Raw genomic sequence first — 24,938 nt, forward strand, 5'->3', positions numbered from 1 at the left:
AAATCAATATTGAATTCCTTGAGAGTAGGACTATATTTAGTGCGAATCGATTCAGGGTATACAACATCTTGTGTGGTCTAAAGTTTGTTGCCCACTGGTCGTAGTATGTGCAGTAGCTTCGCACGCATTGGTCCGGAAGGGGGCTGAATAGCGTTCGGAGATCACATTTTCCGGTTTCATTTTTATTACAATAATCTTTGCATTCGAGTGGAAGGTCTGATGCAGCAAGATCTGATGGTTACCAAAAGAGACGGTCGAAAGGAAAAAATCGACCTGGAGAAAATTCACCGGGTTGTTATCTGGGCAGCGGATGGACTAGACGCTGTATCGCCGTCTGAAGTTGAGCTCAAGGCTCACTTGCAGTTCTACGAAGGCATCAAGACCTCTGATATTCATGAGACCCTGATTAAATCCGCAGCGGACCTGATCTCCGAATCTGCGCCGGATTACCAGTACCTGGCTGCTCGCCTGGCGATCTTCCACTTGCGTAAGCGCGCGTTCGGCAGCTTTGAGCCACCACGCCTGTTCGCGCACGTTTCCAAAATGGTTGACGAGGGTCGTTACGACCGTCACCTGCTGGAAGACTACTCAGAAGCTGAGTGGGACGAGCTGAACGATTACCTGGAACACAGCCGTGATATGAACTTTTCCTACGTTGCCGTGAAGCAGCTGGAAGGTAAGTATCTGGTTCAGAACCGTGTTACCGGTGAGATTTTTGAAAGCCCGCAGATCCTGTACATGCTGGTAGCAGCGTGTCTGTTTGCGGACTACCCGAAAGAGACCCGTCTGGGTTACGTGAAGCGTTTCTACGACGCAACGTCCCTGTTTAAGCTGTCTCTGCCAACGCCAATTATGTCTGGCGTACGTACTCCAACCCGTCAGTTCAGCTCCTGTGTGCTGATCGAGTGTGGTGATAGCCTGGATTCGATCAACGCGACCTCATCTTCCATTGTGAAGTATGTGTCTCAGCGTGCGGGTATCGGTATCAACGCAGGGCGTATCCGTGCACTCGGTAGCCCGATCCGCAACGGTGAAGCCTTCCACACCGGTTGTATTCCTTTCTATAAGCACTTCCAGACTGCAGTGAAGTCCTGTTCTCAGGGCGGCGTGCGTGGTGGTGCCGCAACCCTGTTCTATCCGATCTGGCACCTGGAAGTTGAATCCCTGCTGGTGTTGAAGAATAACCGTGGTGTTGAAGAGAACCGTGTACGTCACCTGGACTACGGCGTTCAGATCAACAAGCTGATGTACACCCGTCTGATCAAAGGCGGCAACATCACCCTGTTCAGCCCGGATGAAGTCCCGGGGCTGTACGATGCGTTCTTCGCCGATCAGGACGAGTTCGAGCGTCTGTACGAGAAATACGAGCAGGATGACAGTATCCGCAAGCAGACCATCAAAGCGGTGGAACTGTTTGGTATTCTGGCGTCCGAGCGTGCCTCCACCGGCCGTATCTACATCCAGAACGTTGACCACTGCAACACCCACAGCCCATTCGATCCGATGGTTGCGCCGGTTAAGCAGTCCAACCTGTGTCTGGAAATCGCGTTGCCGACCGCACCGCTGGAAGATATCAACGACGAAAACGGCGAGATCGCACTCTGTACCCTGTCTGCGTTCAACCTGGGGGCGCTGGAAGACCTGAACGAGCTGGAAAACCTGGCCGATCTGATCGTACGTGCCCTGGACAGCCTGCTGGATTACCAGGACTACCCGATCAAGGCAGCAGAGATCTCCACCATGAACCGTCGCCCACTGGGCGTAGGTGTGACCAACTTCGCGTATTACCTGGCGAAGAACGGTGTACGTTACTCCGATGGTTCTGCGAATGGTCTGGTGCACCGTACTTTCGAATCCATTCAGTACTTCCTGCTGAAAGCGTCCAACGAACTGGCGAAAGAGCGTGGTGCGTGCCCTAAGTTTAACGAAACTGTTTACTCCAAGGGCCTGATGCCGATCGACACCTACAAGCGTGAAGTGGACGACTTCTGCGAAGAGCCGCTGCACCAGTTCTGGGAAACCCTGCGCGAAGATATCCGCGAGTTTGGTCTGCGCAACAGTACCCTGACTGCACTGATGCCGTGTGAGACCTCCTCTCAGATCACCAACTCCACCAACGGTATCGAGCCACCACGTGGTTTTGTATCCGTGAAGGCAAGCAAGGACGGTATCATGAAACAGGTGGTGCCGGACTACACCGAGCTGAAGAACCAGTACGAGCTGCTGTGGGACATCCCGAACAACAACGGTTACCTGCAGCTGGTGGGTATCATGCAGAAGTTCGTGGATCAGTCCATCTCGGCGAACACCAACTACGACCCATCTCGCTTCCCGGGTGACAAGGTGCCGATGAAACAACTGCTGCAGGATCTGCTGACCGCATACAAAAACGGTGTGAAGACCCTGTACTACCACAACACCCGTGATGGCGCGACCGATCAGCACGATGACGGCGGCTGCGAAGGCGGTGCTTGTAAGCTTTAATACTGCTTGGATGTAAGCAGTTACATACCCCGCATGGCTTACGATCTGTAAGCCATGCATTACCGTACCAGACTTATAGTATCTTTCAGGTAATTCAGGACAACGATGTCGTACTCTACGTTTAGCCATAGCGCCCACGATGCAACCCGAGAGCCAATGTTCTTTGGCCGCAGTGTCAATGTTGCCCGTTATGACAGACAGAAATACCCGTTTTTCGAGAAGCTGATCGAAAAGCAGCTTTCCTTCTTCTGGCGTCCGGAGGAGGTGGATCTCAGCACCGACCGTAAAGACTTCATGCAAATGCCAGAGCATGAAAAGCATATTTTCCTGAGTAACCTGAAATATCAGACGCTGCTGGATTCCGTACAGGGCCGTTCCCCGAACATCGCGTTCCTGCCGATCGTCTCCCTTCCGGAGCTGGAAACCTGGTTCGAGACCTGGGCGTTCAGTGAAACGATCCACAGTCGTTCCTACACCCACATTATCCGTAACATCATCACCGAGCCTTCCGAAGTATTCGATACCATCGTTACCAACGAAGAGATCATCAAGCGTGCGGATTCGGTAACCCGTCTGTACGACGAACTGATCGAGCTGGTGAACGTGTACAACACCGTCGGTGAAGGCGTACACACTATCGACGGCAAGATCTACGACGCTAGCATGCGTAACCTGAAGCGTAAGCTGTACCTGACGCTGGTGACCGTAAACGTGCTGGAAGCGATCCGTTTCTACGTCAGCTTCGCTTGCTCCTTTGCCTTTGCTGAGCGTGCGATCATGGAAGGTAACGCCAAGATCATCAAACTGATCGCCCGTGATGAGGCCCTACACCTGGCGGGTACTCAGCAGATGATCAACATCATGGCGTCCGGTTCTGATGATCCGGAGCTGAAGGAGATCGCAGCGGAATGTGAAGATCAGGTATACGAGATCTTCCGTGAAGCGGCTGACCAGGAGCGTGAGTGGGCCAAATACCTGTTCAAAGACGGTTCTATGATCGGTCTGAACGCGCAGATTCTGGGTGACTACGTTGAGTACATCACTAACGTACGCATGAAGGCGCTTAACCTGACACCGATCTTCTCCGACCGCCAAAACCCGCTGCCATGGATGAACGCGTGGCTGGTGAGTGACAACGTACAGGTGGCGCCGCAGGAGTCCGAGATCAGCTCCTACCTGGTAGGACAGATCGACAACGAAGTGGATGACAGCGATTTTGACGGATTCGATCTCTAAGGATAAGAAGGAAAAGGAGGATTCCGTTATGTCCGGTATCCCTCGAATTAAGGTAAACAATCACCACACCTTCTATTACCAGTACGAGTTTTCGTTGCTGGACTCTCTAGAGGCACAGGAGATTGATGCGCCCTATAGCTGCCGCGGTGGATACTGTGGCTGCTGCAAAGTGCGTTTGCTGGATGGTGAGGTGGCACAGGTGCAGGATGCACTGTTTGATCTGCAGGGCGATGAGATCCTGACCTGCTGTTGTGTACCGAAGACCCATATCGAGATCGAGATCCCGGAAGACTGATTCATGCCTTAAAGGGCTGACCTGCTTCCATAAGAACCCCGTTCACTAACCTGGACGGGGTTTTTTATGCTTCATCATTAGACTGTGTGGGGCCGACAAAGCGGACTCGGTTGTAGGTTGGCCATCGCGAAGCGATGCCCAACAAGTCGAAGCCAATTTGCCCATCAACTGTTGGGCTTTGCATGGCGAAGGCCAACCTACAGTTTTTATTACCTGTTGATACCTAGAAAAATTATCCTTCCCAAGAGAACGAAAGTTTCAATTTGAGCAACCCCTCAGAATCTTTTTCACAGAAAATTTATATAACTTTGTCTGTTGACAGTTGCTGTGGGTATTGATCCTTATAATTGAGATTTGGGCTGTAAGTTATTGAAAATTGGTGCTTTATTCGGTGTTGAATGCATTTTGTGCAAATCGCTGAAGTGCCCGAAAACAGGCCGTTTGCGCCATCTACCCAGAAACAATCCACCAAGTTATCCACAGTATATGGGGGTAACTGAAGAAATCCCGGAATGCCCATTATTGGGGCTTCTCCTTAGTTATTCTCAGCGTGTTCTGGTCGCTCCTGTCATGGCAGCGCAGTAGAAGGGAGCGTGCCATACTTTCCGTAACAACAAGAACGGGAGAGTGGGTTATGTCTGCTGCATCCGGACTACTTGAGCTGATCGGCAATACGCCACTGGTGCGTCTCAACAAAGTGTCCAAAGAAACCGGTTGTGAAATTCTCGGCAAGTGTGAATTTATGAATCCCGGTGGTTCGGTGAAAGACCGCACCGCGTTGGGTATTGTGCGCCAGGCGATGCGTGCGGGACTGCTTCATCGGGGTGGCCACGTGATCGAAGGGACAGCAGGGAACACCGGGATTGGTCTGGCGATGGTGGGCAGTGCGCTTGGGCTGCATACCACCATTGTGATGCCGGAAACCCAGAGCCAGGAAAAGCGTGACGCACTGCGATTGCTGAATGCGGATCTACGCTTGGTACCGGCTGTGCCCTATGCTGATGAAAACCACTACACCAAGGTGGCAAAGCGACTGGCGATAGAGTCCCAGCAACACGGCAATGCGATCTGGGCCAATCAGTTTGATAACACCGCCAACCGGGACGTGCACTATCAGACCACCGGGCAGGAGATCTGGCAGCAAACCCGTGGCAAGGTGGATGCGTTTTCCTGTGCCGTGGGTACCGGTGGCACGTTGGCCGGGGTGGGGATGGCATTGCGCAACCAGAATCCGGATGTGAAAGTTTTCCTGACAGACCCTATGGGGGCTTCCCTGTACCACTTCTTTAACGATGGTGAGCTGCGGGCAGAGGGTACTTCTGTGATGGAGGGGATCGGGCAAAGCCGGATCACAGCTAACCTTAAAGACTTTACACCGGATGGCGCCTTTCAGATCACCGATAACGAGGCGATGGAGATTGTGTTTGACCTGCTGCACGATGAAGGTTTGGCGCTGGGTGGATCCAGCGGGATCAACGTTGCGGGTGCAATAAAGGTGGCTGAGCGGTTGGGGCCGGGCCACACCATTGTGACCGTATTGTGTGATGGTGCTGCGCGTTACCAGAGTAAGTTGTTTAACCCCGCCTACCTGAAAGATAAAGAGCTGCCGGTGCCGGAATGGTTGCTTTAAGTTGCTGTCAGCAGGTGCGCTAATGTGAGCTGTTATGTGAGTAACTGTTGTGCAGAAGTTGGAATGCGTGGCCGATTTTGGGGGTAAAAAAGATTGAGGTTTTTTGCTGTCAATACTTGTAATTTAATGTTTTTTTGTTGCGCTAACTGACTGAAAAATAGGTATTTTGTCTCCTGGTCGTAATTTGCTCAATCCGCTGGAGGCGCAGATAATACGGGCGTTGCAGCAAACTGTCAGAAAGCCATCCACGAACTTATCCACAGAAAGTGTGAATAAACTTTTGCCTTGTATTTAGTAGAAGTGGAAAGGGAAAAGTGTGGCGATTAGCGGTGGGAAATGTGATTTATGTTGGCGTCTGAGGGCGATTGTTGCAGGCCCTCAGATACCAAAAGACAGTGGTGATTAACCCCGTGGCAGCAGGTCTGCCTGGTGTTCCTGCAGTACCTCTTCGCCAAACCAGGCCAGGTCGTCGTGCAGTTCTACCACTTCACCTACAATGATCAGCGCAGGCGCTTCCAGCTGGGCTTGTGCCTGTTTTTCGGCGATATCTGCCAGGGTTCCAACCAATACCTTCTGTTCCGGCCGTGTACCGCGGGACACGATCGCCGCGGGTGTGTCCGCTGATTTGCCGTGGCGGATCAGTTCGCTGCTCAGGTGTGGCAGGCTGTGCAGGCCCATATAAAAGACGATGGTTTGGTTCGGATGGACCAGCTCATCGAAGTTAAGGTCTGAGGTGCGGTTCTTCAGCTGGCCGGTGACAAAACGCACGGACTGGGCGTAGTTACGATGGGTCAGCGGAATTCCCGCGTAGGTGGAGCAGGCGCTGGCTGCGGTGATGCCCGGAACAACCTGGAATGGGATGTTGTGTTCTTTTAGTTTCTGCAGCTCTTCGCCACCGCGACCAAAGATAAACGGATCACCGCCTTTCAGACGCAGCACACGTTTACCCTCCAAAGCATGTTTGACCAGCAGCTCATTGATCCCTTCCTGCGGCACAGCGTGGTTGTCGCGCTTCTTGCCGACAAACACCATATCGGCATCGCGACGGCACAGATCGATGACCTTGGGGGAAACCAGGGCGTCATAGAGCACGATATCAGCCTGCTGCATCAGGCGTAGGGCTTTAAAGGTCAGCAGTTCCGGGTCGCCAGGACCTGCGCCGACCAGGTATACCTCGCCGGTGTGGCGTTCGGTGTTGTCGTCCAGCTTCGCCTGCAGCATCTGCTCTGCTTCATCGTGACGGCCGGCAAATACTTTTTCAGCGATCTGACCCTGCAGGACCTCTTCCCAGAAGATGCGGCGCTGGTTGGTGGTAGAGAAGCGTGCTTTCACCGCGTGGCGGAAACGGCCAACCAGGCTGCTCAGGTGGCTGTAACTGCTTGGAATCCAGGTTTCCAGTTTGGCTCGCAGCAGACGGGCCAGTACCGGTGCTTTACCGCCGGAGGAGATTGCCACCACGATTGGTGAGCGGTCTACGATTGCCGGGAAGATAAAGGTGCACAAGTCCGGCGAATCAACCACATTGACCGGCAGGCTGCGCTCGGTGGCATCAAAGTGCACACGACTGTTCAGTTCGTTATCGTCGGTCGCGGCGATCACCAGTCCTTTTCCATCCAGGAGCGCGGAGTGGTATTCGCCGATGATGGCTTCGCCCTGGTGTTGTGCGAGCAGCGCGTCAAGTTCCGGGCAGATCTCGTGGGAGACCACGGATACTTTGGCACCGGCACGGGTGAGCAGGGTGGCTTTACGCAGTGCGACACTGCCTCCGCCAACCAGAAGTACAGGTTGACCTTCAAGTTTGAAAAAGAGTGGCAGGTAATCCAAAGCAAACTCTCCTGTTGGATCGGATATCTGACGTCGTTGCCGGATAGTGTATAGGTAGTTTATCAGAGCGCGCCGCGGATGCGGGAGAAGGGGAGCCGGGCAGGAAAAAAGGGGCGTCGTTGCCCCTTTTTCACTCTACTGATCAGAGCTGAGTATGCAGTCCGCATTCGCGGGTTTCAACCGCTTTGGTTGGATCGAAGTAGTCGTTTTCGTTTGGCAGGTTGTGTTCTGCCAGGTACGCATCCAGATCTGCTTCGGTCAGGTTGTACAGCGGTGCCACCTTGATGATGCCGTCTTTGCTGGCGCTGACGATGTTCATGGACTGACGGAATTCGGTCTGGTCCTTACGGATCGCGTTCAGCCACAGGTCCGGCTTCAGTTCGGACAGGGCGCGCTGGAACGGCTCCAGTTTAACCTGACGGGTAAACTCGTCGTGCAGCGGATCGTCGATATCCGGGATGCCTTTCATCAGGACGTTACGGCGTGCACTGGTCATCTGAGGGATGTAGGTTTCGATGTTCAGGTTCAGGTCCTGAATCACTTTCTCAGCAAAGCGGTAAGTTGCAGAAGTGTTGTAACCGGAATCTACCCACAGCACTTTGATGTCTGGTTTTACCTGGGTCGCCATGTGCAGAATCACTGCTTCGTATGGACGGAAGTTGGTGGTAACCAGTGGTTTTTCGGAATTTTCGATTGCCCAGCGGATGATCTCCAGCGGGCCTTTTCCTTCAAGCTGCTCGTTCGCAGCAACGAGATCAATACTCATAACGCAACTCTTTAATTTATCTAGTTTTTATAAGATGTATCCATACATCTTGGTGTAGCTTGTTAAAACGAAACGCCCGACATGAGCCGGGCGTTTGTAATTATCTTACTGACGGTAAACCGGGCGGCTGTCGTCTTCAGCACCCTGGTAACGTACGCTGAATTCGCTGAAGGCGTTAAACACCTCGTCGCTGAAACGATCGGCTGGAATGTCCAGCGCGTCAAAGCCGCAGCGGGTCAGGAAGTCCAGGCGGTCGTGGGATACATCACCCACGGCGCGGATCTGGCCGTTGAAACCTGCGCGCTTCAGCAGGCGTGCGATGGAGAAGCAGCGGCCGTCACGCAATGCCGGGATGAAGATCGCGATCAGTGGGAACTGGTTTGGATTTTCCAGTACACCATCGATTTCGTCGTCACCGGTTACCTGGATTGCAACCTGGCCATCACGACCATTCAGGGCTGCTTCGTGCTCCTGATAGTATGCCAGCGGGACAATAATATCACCTGCAGGCAGGGTGTTACTTTCCAGTGCTTCAGCGTCGACCAGCTGCCAGCTATCGTTGTCGACCAGTTCGCGATTAATGAGCAGGGGCATAAACTTTCTCCTTAAACGGGGTCAGGCCGATGCGACGCACGCAGTCGATAAAGCGCTCGTCTTCAATACGTTGTTCTACAAATACAGACAGGACTTTCTCCAGGGTGTCAGCAACTTCGTCGGCAGCAACCGCTTTACCGATGACCTTACCCAGGGATGCGTCTTCACCGTCGGAGCCGCCCAGAGTGATCTGGTACCAGTCTTCACCTTTCTTATCCACACCCAGGATGCCGATGTGGCCCACGTGGTGGTGGCTGCAGGCGTTGATACAACCGGACATGTTCAGCTTGATCTCGCCCAGGTCGTACAGGTAGTCCAGATCTTCGAATTTAGCGTCGATCTGATCGGCAACACCCAGCGTTTTAGCGTTTGCCAGGGCACAGAAATCACCACCCGGGCACACGGTCATGTCGGTCAGGGTGTTGATGTTGGCGCGCGCTAGGTTTGCATCAGACAGAATCTGCCACAGCTCGTAGAGGTCCTGCTTGCGTACGTCCGCCAGTACCAGGTTCTGGTTGTGGGTGGAGCGGATCTCACCGAAGCTGTATTTATCAGCCAGGTCAGCAACCAGGTCCATCTGCTGGTGAGTAATGTCACCTTTTGGTACCAGGTGTGCTTTCAGGGACACGATTACCGCACGGTAGCCCGGTACTTTGTGCTCTACGGTATTCTGGCGGAACCAGTGCGCAAAGGTCTCATCTTCAGCCAGTTTGGCATCCAGAGAGGTATCGTTTGCTGCATCTGCTTCGTAGTCGAACGGGGTGAAGAAACCCTGTACACGTTTGATCTCGGCGTTGGTCAGCTGCAGGTCAGAGTCTTTGATCTGTTCCCACTCGGCTTCTACCAGCTCGCGGAAGGTGTCGACACCCAGCGCGTTTACCAGAATCTTGATACGCGCTTTGTACTTGTTGTCGCGACGACCTTTCAGGTTGTATACGCGAATGATCGCTTCCAGGTAGGACAGCAGGTCTTTCTTCTGCAGGAACGGACGGATCTGCTTGCCGATAACCGGGGTACGACCCAGGCCGCCGCCAACCAGGACTTCAAAGCCTACTTCGCCTTCATCGTTCTTAACGATGTGCAGACCGATGTCGTGCACCTGTGATGCTGCACGGTCAGTTGGACCGCCGGAAATAGCAATCTTGAATTTACGTGGCAGGTACGCAAATTCCGGGTGCAGGCTGGACCACTGGCGGATGATCTCACAGTACGGACGTGGATCTTCGATCTCGTCAGCGATTACACCCGCAAACTGGTCGGTGGTGGTGTTACGGATACAGTTACCGGAGGTCTGGATCGCGTGCATCTGCACTTTCGCCAGCTCTTCCAGGATATCCGGCACATCTTCCAGCTTCGGCCAGTTGAACTGGATGTTGGTACGGGTGGTAAAGTGACCGTAGCCTCTGTCCCATTTGCGGGCAACGTGCGCCAGGGTGCGCATCTGTTGTGACGACATCATGCCGTACGGTACCGCTACGCGCAGCATTGGAGCGTGGCGCTGTACGTAAAGCCCGTTCATCAAACGCAAAGCCAGGAATTCATCTTCCGGCAGATCACCAGCAAGGAAACGGCGGGTTTGATCGCGGAACGACGCGACACGCTCGTTTACCAGTTGTTGGTCGACTTGGTTGTATTGATACATGATTCGACACCTTGCTCGGCCTCTTCGGGCCGATCACCTCACATTAGTGTTAAAAGTTGTTGGGTTCTTATCCGGCCAGTACGAAACGCAGGCCTATGGCTAACAGCAACGAGCCCATGATCGGCTGCATCACCTTTGGAGACAGTCGGGTACCCAGATGGCTGCCAACAAATACGCCCGGCAGCGATCCGATTACCAGATAGAGCAGCAGTGTCAGATCGACATTGCCCATCTCGTAGTGACCTGCACCGGCAACGGCGGTCAGTAATACCGCGTGCAGCAGGTCGGTACCCACGATAGTCGGCATCGACATACGTGGATACAGCAAAATCAACAGAGCGGTACCCAGTGCGCCCGCACCGACGGATGACAGTGTCACCAGTCCACCCAAAATAACGCCCATTACGACGGTAATTACCGGACGCCAACGGCGACCGTGATGGGCCAGGGCCGTATCCTGCCACTCCAGCGCTTTCGCGCGGATCTTATTGCGCAGGAACACAGCGATGGAGGTCAGGACCAGCGAGACCCCCAGCGTCAGATTCATCAGGTGCTCAATCTGTTCCAGGCCATCCAGGCCCTTCAGGTAGTGCAGGGTCAGCAGGCTGCCCGGCAAGCTGCCGCTCAGCAGCAACAGAACAATGCGGTATTCGATCAGCTTCTTCTTAGCATAGGAGAAGGTGCCGCCACATTTTGTGATTGCTGCATATAAAAGGTCGGTGCTGACCGCGGTCACCGGCGGAATACCAAATACAACGATCAGAATTGGCGTCATAAGGGCGCCACCGCCGATGCCTGTAAGGCCGACGATGAAACCGACTACCAATCCTGCAAAGCTGTATGCAAATTCCATGGGTGCACCTACCACAAATAATCTTGCGGCATAGTAGCTTGTGATTTATATAACTTAAAATAATAATTTGAACTTTTCTTATTACTTTTGTATTTATATAAGGGGTTTCTTATATACTGGCATCGGGCAGGCATGCATATATCAATAAGTTTTTAATGCATTTCTATTTATTCTTTTTAGTTTTAAAGGCGTGCTGCGATAATGGCATGCTAATCGGGGCCTCTACGCTTATGCCTATATATAGGTGGATGAAGGTAGGGCTAACTAGATAACCAGATATTAATTATAGGGCGTGTATTAATGTCATCCTTGCCGGAACATCGTTTGACCCATCTTCGGCAGCTCGAAGCCGAGAGTATTCATATCATTCGTGAAGTAGCATCTGAGTTCGAAAACCCAGTGATGCTTTACTCCGTTGGTAAGGACTCCGCTGTCATGTTGCATCTGGCGCGTAAAGCGTTCTTCCCGGGCAACCCTCCGTTCCCGTTGATGCACGTGGACACCACCTGGAAGTTCCGTGAAATGATCGAATTCCGTGACAAAATGGCGGAAGAAGCCGGCATGGATCTGATTGTGCACATCAACCAGGAAGGTGTGGACATGGGTGTTGGCCCGTTCACTCATGGTTCTAAAAAGCACACTGACATCATGAAAACTCAGGCTCTGAAGCAGGCGTTGAACAAGTACAAGTTTGATGCTGCTTTTGGTGGGGCCCGTCGTGACGAAGAGAAGTCTCGTGCGAAAGAGCGTGTATTCTCCTTCCGTGACGAGAACCATCGCTGGGATCCAAAGAGCCAGCGTCCGGAGCTGTGGAACACCTTTAACACCCGTATCGACAAGGGTGAGAGCATCCGTGTATTCCCACTGTCCAACTGGACCGAGCTGGATATCTGGCAGTACATCTATCTGGAAGAGATTCCGATTGTACCTCTATACCTTTCCGAAGAGCGCCCGGTTGTGGAGCGTGATGGCTTGCTGATCATGGTCGACGACGATCGTATGCCACTGGAAGAGGGTGAAGTACCTGAAATGAAGAAAGTCCGTTTCCGTACCCTGGGCTGCTACCCGCTGACCGGTGCGGTTGAATCTGAAGCCGCAACACTGCCTGACGTTATTCAGGAAATGCTGTTGACCACGACCTCTGAGCGTCAGGGCCGTGCCATCGACCACGACAGTGCCGGTTCGATGGAGCAGAAGAAGATGGAAGGTTACTTCTAACCGCGCGTTAGAGATCTTCCCGGGCAAAATTCAACGGATTTCAGAAGAGATACAGTTATGAGTCACCAGAGCGATCTTATCGCATCCGATATTCAGGCATACCTGAATCAGCATGAAAACAAAGAGCTGCTGCGCTTCCTGACCTGCGGCAGCGTCGATGACGGCAAGTCCACCCTGATCGGTCGACTGCTGCACGACTCCAAAATGATTTATGAAGACCAGCTGGCTGCTATTCAGAACGAAAGCGCGCGCATCGGTAACGCCGGAGAAGAGCTGGACTTGGCGCTGCTGGTAGATGGCCTGCAGGCAGAGCGTGAGCAGGGTATCACCATCGATGTTGCTTACCGCTACTTCTCTACCGACAAGCGTAAGTTCATCATCGCCGACACCCCGGGACACGAACAGTACACCCGTAACATGGCAACCGGTGCGTCCACCTGTGACTTGGCGATCATCCTGATCGACGCCCGTCACGGTGTACAGGTACAGACCAAGCGTCACAGCTTCATCGTGTCCCAGCTGGGCATCAAGCACACCATCGTCGCCATCAACAAGATGGACTTGGTGGAGTTCAGCGAAGAACGTTTTGAAGAGATCAAGCGTGACTACCAGGAATTCGCTAAAGAGCTGGATCTGCCGGACGTACAGTTCGTGCCGATCTCTGCCCTGAAAGGCGACAACGTAGTAAGCCTGTCTGAGCAGACCCCTTGGTACACCGGCACTCCGCTGATGGAGCAGCTGGAAACCGTAGAGATTGCCAGCGACCAGAACTTCGACGAACTGCGTTTCCCGGTTCAGTACGTAAACCGTCCAAACCTGGACTTCCGTGGTTACTGCGGTACCCTGGCGTCCGGCATCGTACGTCCGGGCGATGAAGTGACTGTACTGCCATCCGGTAAGTCCAGTCGTGTTAAATCCATCGTAACCTTCGACGGCGAGCTGGACGAGGCGTTCCCGCCGATGTCCGTGACCCTGACCCTGGAAGATGAGATCGATATCTCCCGTGGTGACGTACTGGTTCACTCCAGCAACGTGCCGGAAGTCACCAACCGTTTCGATGCAATGGTTGTGTGGATGTCCGAAGGTGAACTGATCCCGGGCCGTCAGTACGATGTGAAACTGGCGACCTCCACTGTGGCTGGCGGTATCACCAACATCCGTCACCGTGTGGATGTGAACACCCTGGAAAAGTCCGAAGTCAGCACCCTGGTGCTGAACGACATCGCCCGTTGTGAAATTACCCTGGAGCGTCCGGTGATTGCCGACGACTACAAGGCGCATCACGGTACCGGTTCCTTCATCATCGTTGACCGTCTGTCCAACGCGACTGTGGCGGCAGGCATGATCGTTGAAGGTGCAGAACAGGTGAAACTGGGTGAAGGCCTGGAAGTGGTTGAAGCTTCTCAGGTGAGCGCTGCAGACAAAGCGCGTCGCTTTGGTCAGCAGGCTGCAACCGTGGTTGTATCCGGTGGTACGGCGCAACAGCGCGATATGGTGCTATACAGTGTGGAGAAAGCGCTGTTTAATGCCGGTCGAGCGGTAGCGGTGCTGAACGATGCAACCTTGCCGGCCGAGCTGCAGTCCAACCTGTTGGCAACAGCATCCGTCCTGAACAACAACGGTTTGCTGGTTGTAGCAGCAAGCGAAGCGGCGCTGGCGGGTGAAGGCCTGCTGAATGTTTCGCTGGATGGTGGCGAAGCTGACCTGCGTTTGAGCGCAGATCAGGAAGCTAATCGTCAAGTTGCTGCCGTGTTGGAGCTGCTTCAGCAGCACGCACTGGTATAATATGCGCCCGCAACCGGTTCAAGGACCGGCTGCGGGTGAACAATTGATGGCGGTGCCATCATTTTCAAAGCGGCGTTAAGCCGCTTTGTTGTTCCCGTTGAGGTGCGTCAAGGGTCAAACCCTATCGATGGTTCAGGAATATCGATAAAATTAGCAACTTCTAATTTTATCTCCGACCCCGTGATATTTCGGTCACGGTGGCGAAGTGGATAGTGATTAAGCGATAGCAGATACGATATGACAGAGTACCTATTAATTCTGATCAGCACAGTACTGGTAAATAACTTTGTACTGGTGCAATTCCTCGGCCTCTGCCCATTCATGGGGGTTTCCAATAAGCTGGAGACCGCAATGGGTATGTCGTTGGCGACTACGTTCGTGCTGACGTTATCCTCTGTCTGCAGTTATCTGGTGTATGCCTACATCCTGCAACCGCTGGATCTGGCGTATCTGCAAACCATCTCCTTTATTCTCGTGATCGCGGTTGTGGTGCAGTTCACTGAAATGGTGGTGCATAAGACCAGCCCGCTGCTTTACAAGGTGCTGGGTATCTTCCTGCCGCTGATCACCACCAACTGTGCCGTACTGGGTGTGGCACTGTTGAACATCAAAAAACAGAACGATTTTGTAGATTCCATCGTATACGGCTTTGGTGCCGCGGTGGGCTTCTCCCTGGCGTTGATCCTGTTCTCCGCAATGCGTGAGCGTATCGCCGTGGCAGATGTGCCTGTTGCCTTTAAGGGTTCTGCCATCGGTATGGTAACGGCGGGTCTGATGTCGCTGGCCTTTATGGGCTTTACCGGCCTGGTCCAGTTCTGAGTGAGCGGAGAGTAAGATGAGCGCAGTACTGATAGCCATTATTGTTCTAGCTCTGCTGGCAGTCGCCTTTGGCCTGCTGCTGGGCTATGCCTCCGTTCGCTTCAAAGTAGAAGGTAACCCGATCGTCGACCAGATCGACGAACTGCTGCCGCAGACCCAGTGTGGCCAGTGTGGTCACCCTGGCTGCCGCCCGTATGCGGAAGCGATCGCCAACGGCGAAGCGATCAACAAGTGTCCTCCGGGTGGCCAGTCCACCGTGGACGCGCTGGCTGATCTGCTGGACGTTGAAGCACCCACACTGGATGCAGAAGATGCCGGCGATCCGGTCAAAGCGGTTGCCTACATTCGTGAAGACGAGTGCATCGGCTGTACCAAATGTATTCAGGCCTGCCCGGTGGATGCGATCCTGGGTGCGGCCAAGCAGATGCACACCGTGATTACCTCCGAGTGCACCGGCTGTGACCTCTGTGTAGAACCTTGTCCGGTTGATTGTATTGATATGGTTCCGATCGAAACAACCCTGAACACCTGGAAGTGGGATCTGCCCAAACCAGGTGTGGAATTGATTGCGACTGACCGCGGTCGTGGTGAAGCCTTCGAGAAAGGGGAGGCTGCCTGATGACCCGTGTGCACTCTTTCCATGGTGGTATCCACCCACCGGAAAACAAACGTCAGTCCAACGGTGCGCCGATCCGTCCGGCACCGATCCCGCCGCGCCTGGTATTGCCGCTGTCGCAGCATATCGGTGCACCGGCTGAACCGCTGGTGAAAGTGGGTGATCGGGTTCTGAAAGGGCAAGTGATCGCCGAGCCGATCGGGCGTGTCAGCGTAAGCCTGCACGCGCCGACGTCCGGTACCGTGACCCTGATCGGGCCGCAGCCTGTGCCACACGCATCCGGTATGGAAGCCGATTGCATAGTGATCGAAACCGACGGTCAGGATGAGTGGATCGAACACGCGGGCCTGGAGGACTACAAGTCCTACACCAAGTCCGAGCTGATCAACTATATCCGTAACTACGGTATCGCCGGTATGGGCGGTGCGGGTTTCCCGACCGATGTAAAACTGCACCTGGGTGATGACCATATCGTTAACACCCTGATCATCAATGCGGCGGAGTGTGAGCCGTATATCACTGCGGATGACCTGCTGATTCGTGAGCGTTCCGACGAGATCCTGGGTGGTATCGAGGTGATTGCTCATCTGTTGAATCCGAGCCATATCCTGATCGGCATCGAGGACAACAAACCACAGGCGATCCGAGCCCTGGAAGACGCGGTACGCGGTTGCCACCTGAACATCGATGTAGTGGTTGTGCCAACCAAATACCCATCCGGTGGCGAGAAGCAGCTGGTTAAACTGCTCACCGGCGTCGAAGTGCCAAGCGGCAAGATTCCGGCTGATGTGGGTATCGTTTGTCAGAACGTGGGTACCGCCAGCGCTATCTACCGCGCTGTGCACCGTGGCGAACCGCTGATCTCCCGTATCGTGACGATCACCGGTGACGCGGTTGACCAGCGCCACAACCTGGAGGTGCTGATCGGTACCCAGTATTCCGAACTGCTGGCAGCCTCCGGTGTACGCCGCGATGACCTGTACCGTCTGGTGATGGGTGGCCCGATGATGGGTTTCACCATGAAGAGCGACGCGGTACCGGTGGTGAAAACTACCAACTGCATCATTGCCGCGACCGAGGAAGAGATGCCGCCAGCGCCGCCAGCGCTGAACTGTATCCGTTGTGGTATGTGTGAGCAGGTGTGCCCGGCTGAGCTGCTGCCACAGCAGCTGCACTGGTTTGCCAAGGGTAAAGAGTACGACAAGGCGAAACACCACAACCTGTTCGACTGTATCGAATGTGGTGCCTGCTCTTACGTCTGCCCAAGTAACATTCCGCTGGTTCAGTACTACCGCAATGCCAAGGCTGAGATCCGTCAGGAAGAGGCTGAGAAGCAGAAAGCGGAATACGCCCGTATGCGTTTTGAAGCGCGTCAGGCGCGTCTGGAACAGGAAAAGATCGAGAAAGAGCAGCGTCGTAAGGCCCGTGCCGAAGAGGCTGCCAAAGCACAAGCATCCAAGAAAGACAGCGCAGGCGCGGCGAAACCGGCCGCTGCCGGTGGTGATGTGAAAGCGCTTAAAACTGCGGCCGCAGTAGCGCGCACCAAACTGAAGAAAGCCGAGAAGGCGTTCGAGCAGGCGAAAGAAAGCGGTGCGGACAATCTGGCCGAGCTGGAAGCGGCGTTTAACGCTGCCAAGCAGAAAGCCGATGATGCCCAGCAGAAGCTGGAGCAGGCAGAAAAAGGCGGCACTGCCGCAGCGTCTGGTGCACCGGATATCAAGGCCCTGAAAACGGCTGCTGCCGTTGCCCGCACCAAGCTGAAGAAAGCGCAGAGTGCGCTGAAAGCAGCGGAAGAGAAAGGCCAGGACGGCGTCGAGCAACTGCGTGACACCGTTAAAGAACTGGAAACCAAAGCGGAAGCTGCCCAGAAAGCGTTTGATGATGCCCAGGCCGCGCCGGCACCAGCAGCGCAGGTTGTGGATATCAAACAGTTGAAGACCGCGGCAGCGGTAGCGCGTACCAAGCTGAAGCAGGCTGAGAAAGCCCTGGCAAATGCGCAGGACAGCGGTGAAGGTGATATCGCCGAACTCGAAGCCAAGGTAAAAGAGCTGGAAGCCAAGGTGGAGACAACCCGCAAAGCCTTTGAAGCGGCTGAGCAGGGTGGAAGCGCCCCGGCGAAACCAGTGATTGACCTGGCACCGCTGAAAGAGGATATGGATAAGGCCTTGGCGAAGGTTGAGAAAGCCGAAGCCGCTGCGAAAGCCGCGGAAGAGAAAGGCCTGCCAACGGCTGAGAAGATGCGTGCCGGTGTGGATAAACTGCGCGGCAAGTACGAAGAAGCTAAGAAAGCCTACGAAGACGCCGAAGCACAAAATGCCGCTGCCGGTGGTAAGCCAGCGATTGACCTGGCACCGCTGAAAGAGGACATGGATAAGGCGCTGGCGAAGGTCGAGAAAGCCGATGCTGCAGCGAAAGCCGCGGAAGAGAAGGGCCTGCCAACGGCTGAGAAGATGCGTGCCGGTGTGGATAAACTGCGCGGCAAGTACGAAGAAGCTAAGAAAGCCTACGAAGATGCTGAGGCACAGAATGCCAGTGCCGGTGGTAAGCCGACTATTGATCTGGCACCGCTGAAAGAGGACATGGAAAAGGCCCTGGCGAAGGTTGAGAAAGCCGATGCCGCAGCAAAAGCCGCGGAAGATAAGGGCCTGCCAACTGCCGAAAAGATGCGTGCCGGCGTGGATAAATTGCGCGGTAAATATGAAGAGGCGAAGAAGGCCTTTGAAGATGCCCTGGCGCAGAACGGTACAGCAGCCCCGGCGGCCCCTGCAGTCAATCTGGATGAGCTGAAAGCGGATATGGAAACCGCGCTGGGTAAAGTGCAGAAAGCCGATGCCGCGGCGAAAAACGCGGAAGAGAAAGGTTTGCCGACGGCTGAAAAGATGCGCGCAGGTGTTGAAAAACTGCGTGGTAAATATGAAGAGGCCAAGCAGGCCTATGTAGCGGCGGGCGGCAGCGTAGATGCGGAAGCCAAACCCGATACCGTAACCGTTGATTGAGTAAGGACTGAGTAACCGATGGCTTTAATTCGATCCAGTTCACCCCATCTGCACAAGATGAACCAGACCGGCCGAGTGATGCGTCTGGTGCTGCTTGCGACACTGCCGGGGTTGGCTGCGATGACCTTCTTCTTTGGCTGGGGCACGCTGATCAATATCATCTGGGCGTCCCTGCTGGCTGTGGGTTTCGAAGCGGCGATCATGAAGCTGCGTAACCGCCCGATCCAGTTCTACCTGAGTGATTACAGCGCGGTGGTGACCGCGGTGCTGTTGGCCTTGGCCCTGCCGCCATTTGCCGCCTGGTGGGTGACCTTGGTGGGCGTGTTTGTTGCCATCGTAATCGCCAAGCATCTGTACGGAGGTCTGGGGCAGAACCCGTTCAACCCGGCAATGGTGGCCTATGCGTTGCTGCTGGTCTCCTTCCCGGTTGAAATGACCCGCTGGACCGAACCGTTTGTACTGGTGGATGCCGACAACGGTTGGTCTGTGCTGAGTTTCATTGACACCCTGAAGGTGATCTTCGGTGGCATCGACACCAGTGTGATTGATAGCTACACCGGTGCGACCCCGCTGGATGCCCTGCGTCACCGTGGTGGCCTGACTACCGAGGAAGCATGGCGCCAGGTGCCGGTGCTTGCTGACGGTATCGGCGCATGGCATGCAGTGAGCGCTGCGTATGTCATGGGTGGCGTCTTCCTGCTATACAAAAAGATCTTCACCTGGCACGCACCGGTCTCCGTACTGGGATCACTGGCCGTCCTGTCGACGTTGTTCTTTATCGTTGAGCCGGACTACTTTGCCGATCCGTTTTTCCACCTGACGGTGGGTGGCACCATGCTGGGTGCATTCTTTATTGCGACGGACCCGGTGAGCTCGGCGACCAGTAACAAAGGCAAGATCTGGTTTGGTATCGGTATCGGTGCGTTGATCTTTGTGATCCGTACCTGGGGTGGTTATCCGGATGCGGTGGCGTTTGCGGTATTGCTGATGAACCTGAGCGCACCGTTTATCGACCAGTACACCCAGCCGCGTACCTACGGGCACGCCAAGGCGAAACGCGGATTGAAAGGAGACGCCTAATGGAGATGTTTAGCGCAATCCGCAGCAGTACGCTGGGTATTACTATCTTTGCGGTGGTGACTGCGGCCCTGATCGCGGTAACCCAGGTCTCAACCAAAGACCGTATCGCCAAGAATGAACGCGAAGCGCAGGCCAAGGCACTGTATGAGATCGTGCCAAAAAACAGCATCGACAACGATCTGCTGGAAGACACGGTTTCCTTTGTTGCACCTGAACTGTTGGGGAATGACCAACCTGCTGAAGCTTACCGGGCCCGCAAGGACGGCAAGGTGGTAGCAGTGATTCTGCCGGTGGTGGCACCGGACGGTTACAGCGGCAACATCAACATGATCGTGGGTGTAAAACGCGATGGCAGTGTCGCCGGTGTACGTGTGCTGGCGCATAAAGAAACCCCAGGGCTGGGTGACAAGATCGACCTGAAAAAGTCGGACTGGATTCTGAGCCTGAACGATCAGCGTAACGACAACGATCAGCGCGATAGCTTTGCCGTACTGAAGGACGGTGGTCGTTTCGATCAGTTTACCGGCGCCACCATTACGCCACGTGCGGTGGTAGGTGCGACCAGCCGTGCGCTGGATTACTTCCGAACGAACAAAGCGGCTCTGCTGGGGCCAGCGATTGCGGGAGCAGAGTGATGTCCGTAGATGTGAAAAAGATTACCCTCGACGGTCTCTGGACCAACAACCCGGCGCTGGTTCAGCTGCTGGGACTGTGTCCGCTGTTGGCGGTCACTGGTTCCGTGGTGAACGCGATTGGCCTGGGCCTGGCGAGTACCATCGTATTGCTGGGATCAAACCTGACGATCTCCGCATTCCGTAAGTTTGTGCCGGGTGCGGTTCGTCTGCCGATCTTCGTAATGATCATCGCCTCCTTCGTAACCGCGATTGAGTTGCTGATGCAGGCGTTTACCTACGAGCTGTACCAAATTCTGGGTATCTTCATCCCGCTGATCGTAACCAACTGCGCAATCATGGGGCGTGCGGATGCGTTTGCCAGCAAGAATCCGGTATCGGCGTCACTGCTGGACGGCCTGATGATGGGTTTGGGTTTCAGTGCGGTGTTGATCGTGCTGGGGGCCATGCGTGAAGCGCTGGGCAGCGGCACGCTGTTTGCCGATATGCAGCTGCTGTTTGGTGCCGGTGCGGAAAGCTGGAAGATCGTGCTGGTGGATGATTACAGTGGTTTCCTGTTTGCGGTGTTGCCGCCGGGTGCCTTTGTTGGCATGGGGCTGCTGATTGCACTCAAGAATATCATCGATGGCAAGCTAGAAGAGCGCCAGAAGCGCCTTACCCCGGCAGAGCCAAAAGACACCCAACGCGCTCGCGTAACTGGTTGATTCCTATCGTGGAGGTGCGCCCGCACCTCCATAGATTCCTGCTCATTGTGTTCTCCCTGAAGATTCGATAGTCTGAGTTCTTTCTCAACTCGCGGCATCAACGGAGCTGTTGTGTGAGTAGTCCGATTCCTGTTGTTATTTGCGATGACTCCAACCTCGCGCGCAAGCAGATGGCTCGAGCGCTGAGCAATTGGAACGTCGACATCACCTATGCAGAACATGGATTGACTGCATTGGAAGCGGTACGTACCGGTCTGGGTGACGTGCTTTTCCTCGATCTCAATATGCCGATCATGGATGGCTACCAGGTGCTGGAGCGTATCCGCTCCGAAGACTTACCCACCATGGTGATCGTTGTCTCCGGTGATATTCAGCCCGAAGCCCACGAGCAGGTGATGGCGCTGGGTGCCCTCGATTTCATCAAAAAACCGTTCTCCGAAGATCAAGTTGCAGAGGTCCTGCGTCGTTTTGGTTTGCTGAGTGAACTGCAGGATGAGCAGGAGATACTGTCTGCCGAGGAGATCGTGGTACAGCTGCCCGACTACTACCAGGAGATCGCCAACGTGGCGATGGGGCGTGCCGGTGATCGACTGGCCCGTTTCCTTGGCGCGTTTGTGCATCATCCCGTACCGGTGGTGAAAACCATCACCCGGGCGGAATTTGAAGAGAAATTAAAAATCTCGGCCGACTGGGAAAAGCGCATCGTCTCCCAGGGCTTTGTGGGCGCAGGCATTGCGGGTGAAGCGATGATCGCGCTGCCGCCGGAAAGCTTTGAGTCGGTCGCCCGGATTCTGCAACTCGAGTACGAGCAAAGTACTGCCTTCGAGAACGAGCTGCTGATGGATCTGGGGAACATTTTGATTGGTGCCTTCCTGCAGTCCTTTGCGCGCCAGTTGGATATCGAGTTTAGTTGCGGTATACCGGTGATGTTGCCGGCGATGAAACAATTACCTTCTGCAGCGGAAAGCTGGCAGGAGACCCTCTCTATCAGCATTGATTATGGCCTGAATGAAGACCGTGACAGTTGCGAACTGATGTTGATCTTCAGCGAGGAGTCTCTCGGGCCGTTGCGCAAACTGAGTACGTTCTTCTGATGAATGATCGCACGGAAAGCCTGAATATCGACGAGCTGCATTGGCACCTCGGCCTGCTACACAACCTGGATGTGGGGCTGGTGGTGCTGGATACGAGTTACCAGGTCCACCTCTGGAACAGCTTTATGGTCAACCACTCCGAGATTGGCCCTGCGCGCATCCGTGAGAAGAACCTGTTCGACGAGTTTCCCGAGCTGCCGGTTGAGTGGCTGCGCCGTAAGATCGACAGTGTTTTCCAGCTTAAATGCCCGACTTACATCACCTGGGAGCAGCGCCCCTACCTGTTCGATTTTAAAAGCCAGCGCCCGATTACCGGCGAGGCGTCGCGCATGTACCAGAACATTACCTTGATTCCGCTGACTGCCCCTTCCGGTGAAGTGGAGCTGGTCAGCCTGATGATCTATGACGTAACTGACGAGGCGGTCAGCCGCATTGCACTGGAAGATGCCAACAAACAACTGCAAACCCTGAGCCGTGAAGACCGGCTGACTGGATTGTTCAACCGTGGCTACTGGCAGGAGTGCCTGGAGCAGGAGTTCAACCGTTTCTTGCGCGGACGGGAACCGAGCACCCTGATCATGCTGGATATCGACCACTTTAAGGCGGTTAACGATACCTACGGCCATCCGGCCGGCGATGAGGTGATCCGACAGGTTGCAACATTGCTGACCAAACACGCCCGTCGAACCGACGTGGTGGGCCGTTACGGTGGTGAGGAGTTCGGTATCATCCTGCCCCATACCAACGCCAGTCAGGCCGAGGTGTTCGCTGAACGTGTGCGTGCGGCGGCTGAGATGTTGGAAGTGGTGTTTGAAGGTCAAAGTATCCAGGTGACCGTCAGTCTCGGCATCCGTGAGATGCAGGGTGATGTTCAGGATGAGGAGCAGTGGATCGGCCAGGCGGACGAAGCGCTTTATCACTCCAAGCAAAACGGCCGTAACCAGTTTACTGTGTATGAGGCCAAGTGACGGATGCCTGTCACTGCTTTATGATGCCTGCTGGCGTGAGAGCGCTACCATAATAATACAGACCACCAATCGCCGTTTGCCCTACACCCATGAACAAACAGAAGCGTCACGAGATTTTTGCGCGCCTGCGCGACGACAATCCCAATCCCACCACCGAACTCGAATACAGCAATCCGTTTGAACTGCTGATTGCGGTGATTCTCTCAGCCCAGGCCACCGATGTGGGGGTCAACAAGGCAACCCGTAAGCTTTATCCGGTCGCCAATACGCCGGAGGCGATCTACGCCTTAGGTGTGGATGGATTGAAGGAGTACATCAAGACGATCGGCCTGTTTAATGCCAAGGCGGAAAATGTCATCAAGACCTGCCGTATCCTGATTGATCAGCACAACTCCCAGGTACCGGAAAACCGTAAGGATCTGGAAGCACTGCCGGGGGTAGGCCGCAAGACCGCCAACGTCGTACTGAATACAGCGTTTGGTCATCCCACCATGGCGGTTGATACCCATATCTTCCGTGTCTCCAACCGCACCAAGATTGCGCCGGGCAAAAACGTGAATGAGGTGGAGCAGAAACTGCTGCGCTTTGTGCCGAAGGAGTTTCTGCAGGATGCTCACCACTGGCTGATCCTGCTAGGCCGCTATGTATGTGTGGCACGTAAGCCAAAGTGTGGCTCCTGCCTGATCGAAGATCTGTGCGAGTACAAGGACAAGACCGAGATCGGTGAATAGGGCCGGTTAACGACCCATGAAGAGCGGCGTATAGGCGTCTAAATGCCGCTCTTCAAAGTAGGCGTGGTTTAGCTTGTTGGCCAGGAACTGTGCCTCAAGGCGGCTGACATCGATCTCGACGAGCGCCATCACCTTGTCAGGGTTACCCTCGTGGTTGAGGGTGATGCGCTGGATGCGCGAGTCTCCCTGTAACAGTTCGCTGATCTGCTCTTCGGTGACATGCGGGGGCAGGTTGCTGATCGTGATAACCATACGCTGTCGTCCTAATGATGCCTTAGGCCTACATTAAAACTGTGGCTTACCCCCGCATTTTGTCAACTGTTGCCAGTCGTTTCAGATAAAAAACAGAGGGGCGTAGGCTTCCAGCCGACGCTGCTTGTGGAAGTGGTGATTCAGTCGGAAGACGTTGCGGTTTAGTTCCACCCGGCTCATCTGATTGAAACGGATCCACGCGATGATCCGGTCGGGATTGCCTTCGTCACTGAAGCTGATGTTCTCGATCCGGTTGTCGCCCGCAAACAGCTCGCACACCTCATGCAGAGAGGTGTCGTTCGGCAGGTTGTTGATGGCAATGATCATCGCTACTTCGTCCTTAAAAAATCAGGCCTATTAAAGCCTGATTTGATGACAATCTGCTTGCGGAAAGAGTGTGATTGGCAACCTTTTAGTTACGGTAGATCGTTTCGATCAGGTGCCAGCCAAAGCGGGTTTTCACCGGCCCATGTACGGTCAGTAGGGGTTTCTTAAACACCACATCATCAAAGGCTTTTACCATCTGGCCCCGGCGAAACTCTCCCAGATCACCAAAGCGGCGTTTGGATGGGCAGGTGGAGTGCTGTTTCGCCAGTTTGCCAAAGTCGGCGCCGCCGGCGATCTTCTTTTTCAGGGCTTCCGCTTCTTCTCGGGTTTTCACCAGGATGTGGCGGGCGCAGGCTTTTGTGGCCATGTTCAGGGTTCTCCGGTTGAGGTGA

At 54.5% G+C, this 24,938-nt stretch carries 23 protein-coding genes; 15 read left to right on the top strand and 8 right to left on the bottom strand.

Annotated elements, in window-relative coordinates; all coding sequences use genetic code 11:
- Positions 1 to 219: 219 nt before the first annotated feature.
- The 4 genes from nrdA to ACEQ15_RS01905 all read left to right on the top strand — a co-directional run bounded on the left by nrdA (position 220) and on the right by ACEQ15_RS01905 (position 5,645).
- Positions 220 to 2,484, top strand: coding sequence for a class 1a ribonucleoside-diphosphate reductase subunit alpha (nrdA, locus tag ACEQ15_RS01890; RefSeq protein ID WP_370277332.1), 2,265 nt, complete (start codon positions 220 to 222; stop codon positions 2,482 to 2,484).
- A gap of 105 nt (positions 2,485 to 2,589) precedes the next feature.
- Positions 2,590 to 3,720, top strand: coding sequence for a class Ia ribonucleoside-diphosphate reductase subunit beta (gene nrdB, locus ACEQ15_RS01895; RefSeq protein WP_370277333.1), 1,131 nt, complete (start codon positions 2,590 to 2,592; stop codon positions 3,718 to 3,720).
- Between the two features lie 28 nt (positions 3,721 to 3,748).
- Complete coding sequence (yfaE, locus tag ACEQ15_RS01900; RefSeq protein ID WP_370277334.1) at positions 3,749 to 4,015, top strand: class I ribonucleotide reductase maintenance protein YfaE; 267 nt, start codon at positions 3,749 to 3,751, stop codon at positions 4,013 to 4,015.
- A 634-nt stretch (positions 4,016 to 4,649) separates the two neighbouring features.
- Positions 4,650 to 5,645: a cysteine synthase A gene (locus ACEQ15_RS01905; protein WP_370277335.1), complete on the top strand. Its 996-nt coding sequence runs from the start codon at positions 4,650 to 4,652 to the stop codon at positions 5,643 to 5,645.
- A gap of 402 nt (positions 5,646 to 6,047) precedes the next feature.
- Here the strand turns inward: ACEQ15_RS01905 and cysG are convergent, their stop codons facing one another.
- The 5 genes from cysG to ACEQ15_RS01930 all read right to left on the bottom strand — a co-directional run bounded on the left by cysG (position 6,048) and on the right by ACEQ15_RS01930 (position 11,324).
- A complete protein-coding gene (gene cysG, locus ACEQ15_RS01910; RefSeq protein ID WP_370277337.1) occupies positions 6,048 to 7,469 on the bottom strand; it encodes a siroheme synthase CysG in 1,422 nt (473 codons plus the stop codon).
- 142 nt (positions 7,470 to 7,611) lie between these two features.
- A complete protein-coding gene (locus ACEQ15_RS01915) occupies positions 7,612 to 8,235 on the bottom strand; it encodes a phosphoadenosine phosphosulfate reductase family protein (protein ID WP_370277339.1) in 624 nt (207 codons plus the stop codon).
- Between the two features lie 105 nt (positions 8,236 to 8,340).
- Positions 8,341 to 8,829, bottom strand: a complete 489-nt coding sequence (locus tag ACEQ15_RS01920; RefSeq protein ID WP_370277341.1) for a DUF934 domain-containing protein — start codon at positions 8,827 to 8,829, stop codon at positions 8,341 to 8,343.
- Positions 8,813 to 10,471, bottom strand: a complete 1,659-nt coding sequence (locus ACEQ15_RS01925) for a nitrite/sulfite reductase (protein WP_370277342.1) — start codon at positions 10,469 to 10,471, stop codon at positions 8,813 to 8,815. Before ACEQ15_RS01925 ends, ACEQ15_RS01920 begins: the two co-directional genes overlap by 17 nt.
- 67 nt (positions 10,472 to 10,538) lie before the next feature.
- The gene (locus ACEQ15_RS01930; RefSeq protein ID WP_370277343.1) at positions 10,539 to 11,324 is read right to left on the bottom strand and encodes a sulfite exporter TauE/SafE family protein; all 786 of its coding nucleotides are present in this window, start codon (positions 11,322 to 11,324) and stop codon (positions 10,539 to 10,541) included.
- Between the two features lie 300 nt (positions 11,325 to 11,624).
- Here ACEQ15_RS01930 and cysD point away from each other — a divergent pair, with 300 nt between their 5' ends.
- The 11 genes from cysD (at position 11,625) to nth (ending at position 23,967) form a co-directional block, all read left to right on the top strand.
- The gene (gene cysD / locus ACEQ15_RS01935; protein ID WP_370277344.1) at positions 11,625 to 12,542 is read left to right on the top strand and encodes a sulfate adenylyltransferase subunit CysD; all 918 of its coding nucleotides are present in this window, start codon (positions 11,625 to 11,627) and stop codon (positions 12,540 to 12,542) included.
- A gap of 57 nt (positions 12,543 to 12,599) precedes the next feature.
- Positions 12,600 to 14,327, top strand: coding sequence for a sulfate adenylyltransferase subunit CysN (cysN, locus tag ACEQ15_RS01940; protein ID WP_370277345.1), 1,728 nt, complete (start codon positions 12,600 to 12,602; stop codon positions 14,325 to 14,327).
- Between the two features lie 237 nt (positions 14,328 to 14,564).
- Positions 14,565 to 15,146 carry an electron transport complex subunit RsxA gene (gene rsxA, locus ACEQ15_RS01945; protein ID WP_370277346.1) on the top strand — a complete coding sequence of 194 codons (582 nt, stop codon included), beginning with the start codon at positions 14,565 to 14,567 and terminating at the stop codon, positions 15,144 to 15,146.
- A 16-nt stretch (positions 15,147 to 15,162) separates the two neighbouring features.
- Complete coding sequence (rsxB, locus tag ACEQ15_RS01950; protein ID WP_370277347.1) at positions 15,163 to 15,765, top strand: electron transport complex subunit RsxB; 603 nt, start codon at positions 15,163 to 15,165, stop codon at positions 15,763 to 15,765.
- On the top strand, positions 15,765 to 18,758 hold the full coding sequence (rsxC, locus tag ACEQ15_RS01955) for an electron transport complex subunit RsxC (RefSeq protein WP_370277348.1): 2,994 nt from the start codon (positions 15,765 to 15,767) through the stop codon (positions 18,756 to 18,758). Before rsxB ends, rsxC begins: the two co-directional genes overlap by 1 nt.
- Before the next feature lie 18 nt (positions 18,759 to 18,776).
- Positions 18,777 to 19,838 carry an electron transport complex subunit RsxD gene (gene rsxD / locus ACEQ15_RS01960; RefSeq protein WP_370277349.1) on the top strand — a complete coding sequence of 354 codons (1,062 nt, stop codon included), beginning with the start codon at positions 18,777 to 18,779 and terminating at the stop codon, positions 19,836 to 19,838.
- Positions 19,838 to 20,473 (top strand): electron transport complex subunit RsxG, encoded by a 636-nt coding sequence (gene rsxG / locus ACEQ15_RS01965; protein WP_370277350.1) that lies wholly within the window; start codon positions 19,838 to 19,840, stop codon positions 20,471 to 20,473. The genes rsxD and rsxG overlap by 1 nt, the downstream gene beginning before the upstream one ends.
- A complete protein-coding gene (locus ACEQ15_RS01970) occupies positions 20,473 to 21,174 on the top strand; it encodes an electron transport complex subunit E (RefSeq protein WP_370277351.1) in 702 nt (233 codons plus the stop codon). Before rsxG ends, ACEQ15_RS01970 begins: the two co-directional genes overlap by 1 nt.
- 113 nt (positions 21,175 to 21,287) lie before the next feature.
- Positions 21,288 to 22,268, top strand: a complete 981-nt coding sequence (locus ACEQ15_RS01975) for a response regulator (RefSeq protein ID WP_370277352.1) — start codon at positions 21,288 to 21,290, stop codon at positions 22,266 to 22,268.
- Positions 22,268 to 23,236, top strand: coding sequence for a diguanylate cyclase (locus tag ACEQ15_RS01980; protein ID WP_370277353.1), 969 nt, complete (start codon positions 22,268 to 22,270; stop codon positions 23,234 to 23,236). The genes ACEQ15_RS01975 and ACEQ15_RS01980 overlap by 1 nt, the downstream gene beginning before the upstream one ends.
- Positions 23,237 to 23,325: 89 nt before the next feature.
- Complete coding sequence (gene nth, locus ACEQ15_RS01985) at positions 23,326 to 23,967, top strand: endonuclease III (protein WP_370277354.1); 642 nt, start codon at positions 23,326 to 23,328, stop codon at positions 23,965 to 23,967.
- A 6-nt stretch (positions 23,968 to 23,973) separates the two neighbouring features.
- Here nth and ACEQ15_RS01990 read toward each other — a convergent pair whose 3' ends face one another.
- The 3 genes from ACEQ15_RS01990 to ACEQ15_RS02000 all read right to left on the bottom strand — a co-directional run bounded on the left by ACEQ15_RS01990 (position 23,974) and on the right by ACEQ15_RS02000 (position 24,913).
- Positions 23,974 to 24,219 carry a hypothetical protein gene (locus ACEQ15_RS01990; protein ID WP_370277355.1) on the bottom strand — a complete coding sequence of 82 codons (246 nt, stop codon included), beginning with the start codon at positions 24,217 to 24,219 and terminating at the stop codon, positions 23,974 to 23,976.
- 81 nt (positions 24,220 to 24,300) lie between these two features.
- Positions 24,301 to 24,546 carry a hypothetical protein gene (locus tag ACEQ15_RS01995; RefSeq protein ID WP_370277356.1) on the bottom strand — a complete coding sequence of 82 codons (246 nt, stop codon included), beginning with the start codon at positions 24,544 to 24,546 and terminating at the stop codon, positions 24,301 to 24,303.
- An 85-nt stretch (positions 24,547 to 24,631) separates the two neighbouring features.
- Complete coding sequence (locus ACEQ15_RS02000; protein ID WP_370277357.1) at positions 24,632 to 24,913, bottom strand: peptidylprolyl isomerase; 282 nt, start codon at positions 24,911 to 24,913, stop codon at positions 24,632 to 24,634.
- Between the last annotated feature and the right edge of the window lie 25 nt (positions 24,914 to 24,938).

The sequence above is a fragment of the Pontibacterium sp. genome, from assembly GCF_964228735.1.
Classification (GTDB): domain Bacteria; phylum Pseudomonadota; class Gammaproteobacteria; order Pseudomonadales; family Balneatricaceae; genus Pontibacterium.

What these genes read in the sequence shown, in the direction of transcription:
- nrdA (WP_370277332.1), top strand. Translation starts at nt 220, where the DNA reads ATGCAGCAAGATCTGATGGTTACCAAAAGAGACGGTCGAAAGGAAAAA.
- nrdB (WP_370277333.1), top strand. Translation starts at nt 2,590, where the DNA reads ATGTCGTACTCTACGTTTAGCCATAGCGCCCACGATGCAACCCGAGAG.
- yfaE (WP_370277334.1), top strand. Translation starts at nt 3,749, where the DNA reads ATGTCCGGTATCCCTCGAATTAAGGTAAACAATCACCACACCTTCTAT.
- ACEQ15_RS01905 (WP_370277335.1), top strand. Translation starts at nt 4,650, where the DNA reads ATGTCTGCTGCATCCGGACTACTTGAGCTGATCGGCAATACGCCACTG.
- ACEQ15_RS01915 (WP_370277339.1), bottom strand. Translation starts at nt 8,235, where the DNA reads ATGAGTATTGATCTCGTTGCTGCGAACGAGCAGCTTGAAGGAAAAGGC.
- ACEQ15_RS01920 (WP_370277341.1), bottom strand. Translation starts at nt 8,829, where the DNA reads ATGCCCCTGCTCATTAATCGCGAACTGGTCGACAACGATAGCTGGCAG.
- ACEQ15_RS01925 (WP_370277342.1), bottom strand. Translation starts at nt 10,471, where the DNA reads ATGTATCAATACAACCAAGTCGACCAACAACTGGTAAACGAGCGTGTC.
- ACEQ15_RS01930 (WP_370277343.1), bottom strand. Translation starts at nt 11,324, where the DNA reads ATGGAATTTGCATACAGCTTTGCAGGATTGGTAGTCGGTTTCATCGTC.
- cysD (WP_370277344.1), top strand. Translation starts at nt 11,625, where the DNA reads ATGTCATCCTTGCCGGAACATCGTTTGACCCATCTTCGGCAGCTCGAA.
- cysN (WP_370277345.1), top strand. Translation starts at nt 12,600, where the DNA reads ATGAGTCACCAGAGCGATCTTATCGCATCCGATATTCAGGCATACCTG.
- rsxA (WP_370277346.1), top strand. Translation starts at nt 14,565, where the DNA reads ATGACAGAGTACCTATTAATTCTGATCAGCACAGTACTGGTAAATAAC.
- rsxB (WP_370277347.1), top strand. Translation starts at nt 15,163, where the DNA reads ATGAGCGCAGTACTGATAGCCATTATTGTTCTAGCTCTGCTGGCAGTC.
- rsxC (WP_370277348.1), top strand. Translation starts at nt 15,765, where the DNA reads ATGACCCGTGTGCACTCTTTCCATGGTGGTATCCACCCACCGGAAAAC.
- rsxD (WP_370277349.1), top strand. Translation starts at nt 18,777, where the DNA reads ATGGCTTTAATTCGATCCAGTTCACCCCATCTGCACAAGATGAACCAG.
- rsxG (WP_370277350.1), top strand. Translation starts at nt 19,838, where the DNA reads ATGGAGATGTTTAGCGCAATCCGCAGCAGTACGCTGGGTATTACTATC.
- ACEQ15_RS01970 (WP_370277351.1), top strand. Translation starts at nt 20,473, where the DNA reads ATGTCCGTAGATGTGAAAAAGATTACCCTCGACGGTCTCTGGACCAAC.
- ACEQ15_RS01980 (WP_370277353.1), top strand. Translation starts at nt 22,268, where the DNA reads ATGAATGATCGCACGGAAAGCCTGAATATCGACGAGCTGCATTGGCAC.
- nth (WP_370277354.1), top strand. Translation starts at nt 23,326, where the DNA reads ATGAACAAACAGAAGCGTCACGAGATTTTTGCGCGCCTGCGCGACGAC.
- ACEQ15_RS01990 (WP_370277355.1), bottom strand. Translation starts at nt 24,219, where the DNA reads ATGGTTATCACGATCAGCAACCTGCCCCCGCATGTCACCGAAGAGCAG.
- ACEQ15_RS01995 (WP_370277356.1), bottom strand. Translation starts at nt 24,546, where the DNA reads ATGATCATTGCCATCAACAACCTGCCGAACGACACCTCTCTGCATGAG.
- ACEQ15_RS02000 (WP_370277357.1), bottom strand. Translation starts at nt 24,913, where the DNA reads ATGGCCACAAAAGCCTGCGCCCGCCACATCCTGGTGAAAACCCGAGAA.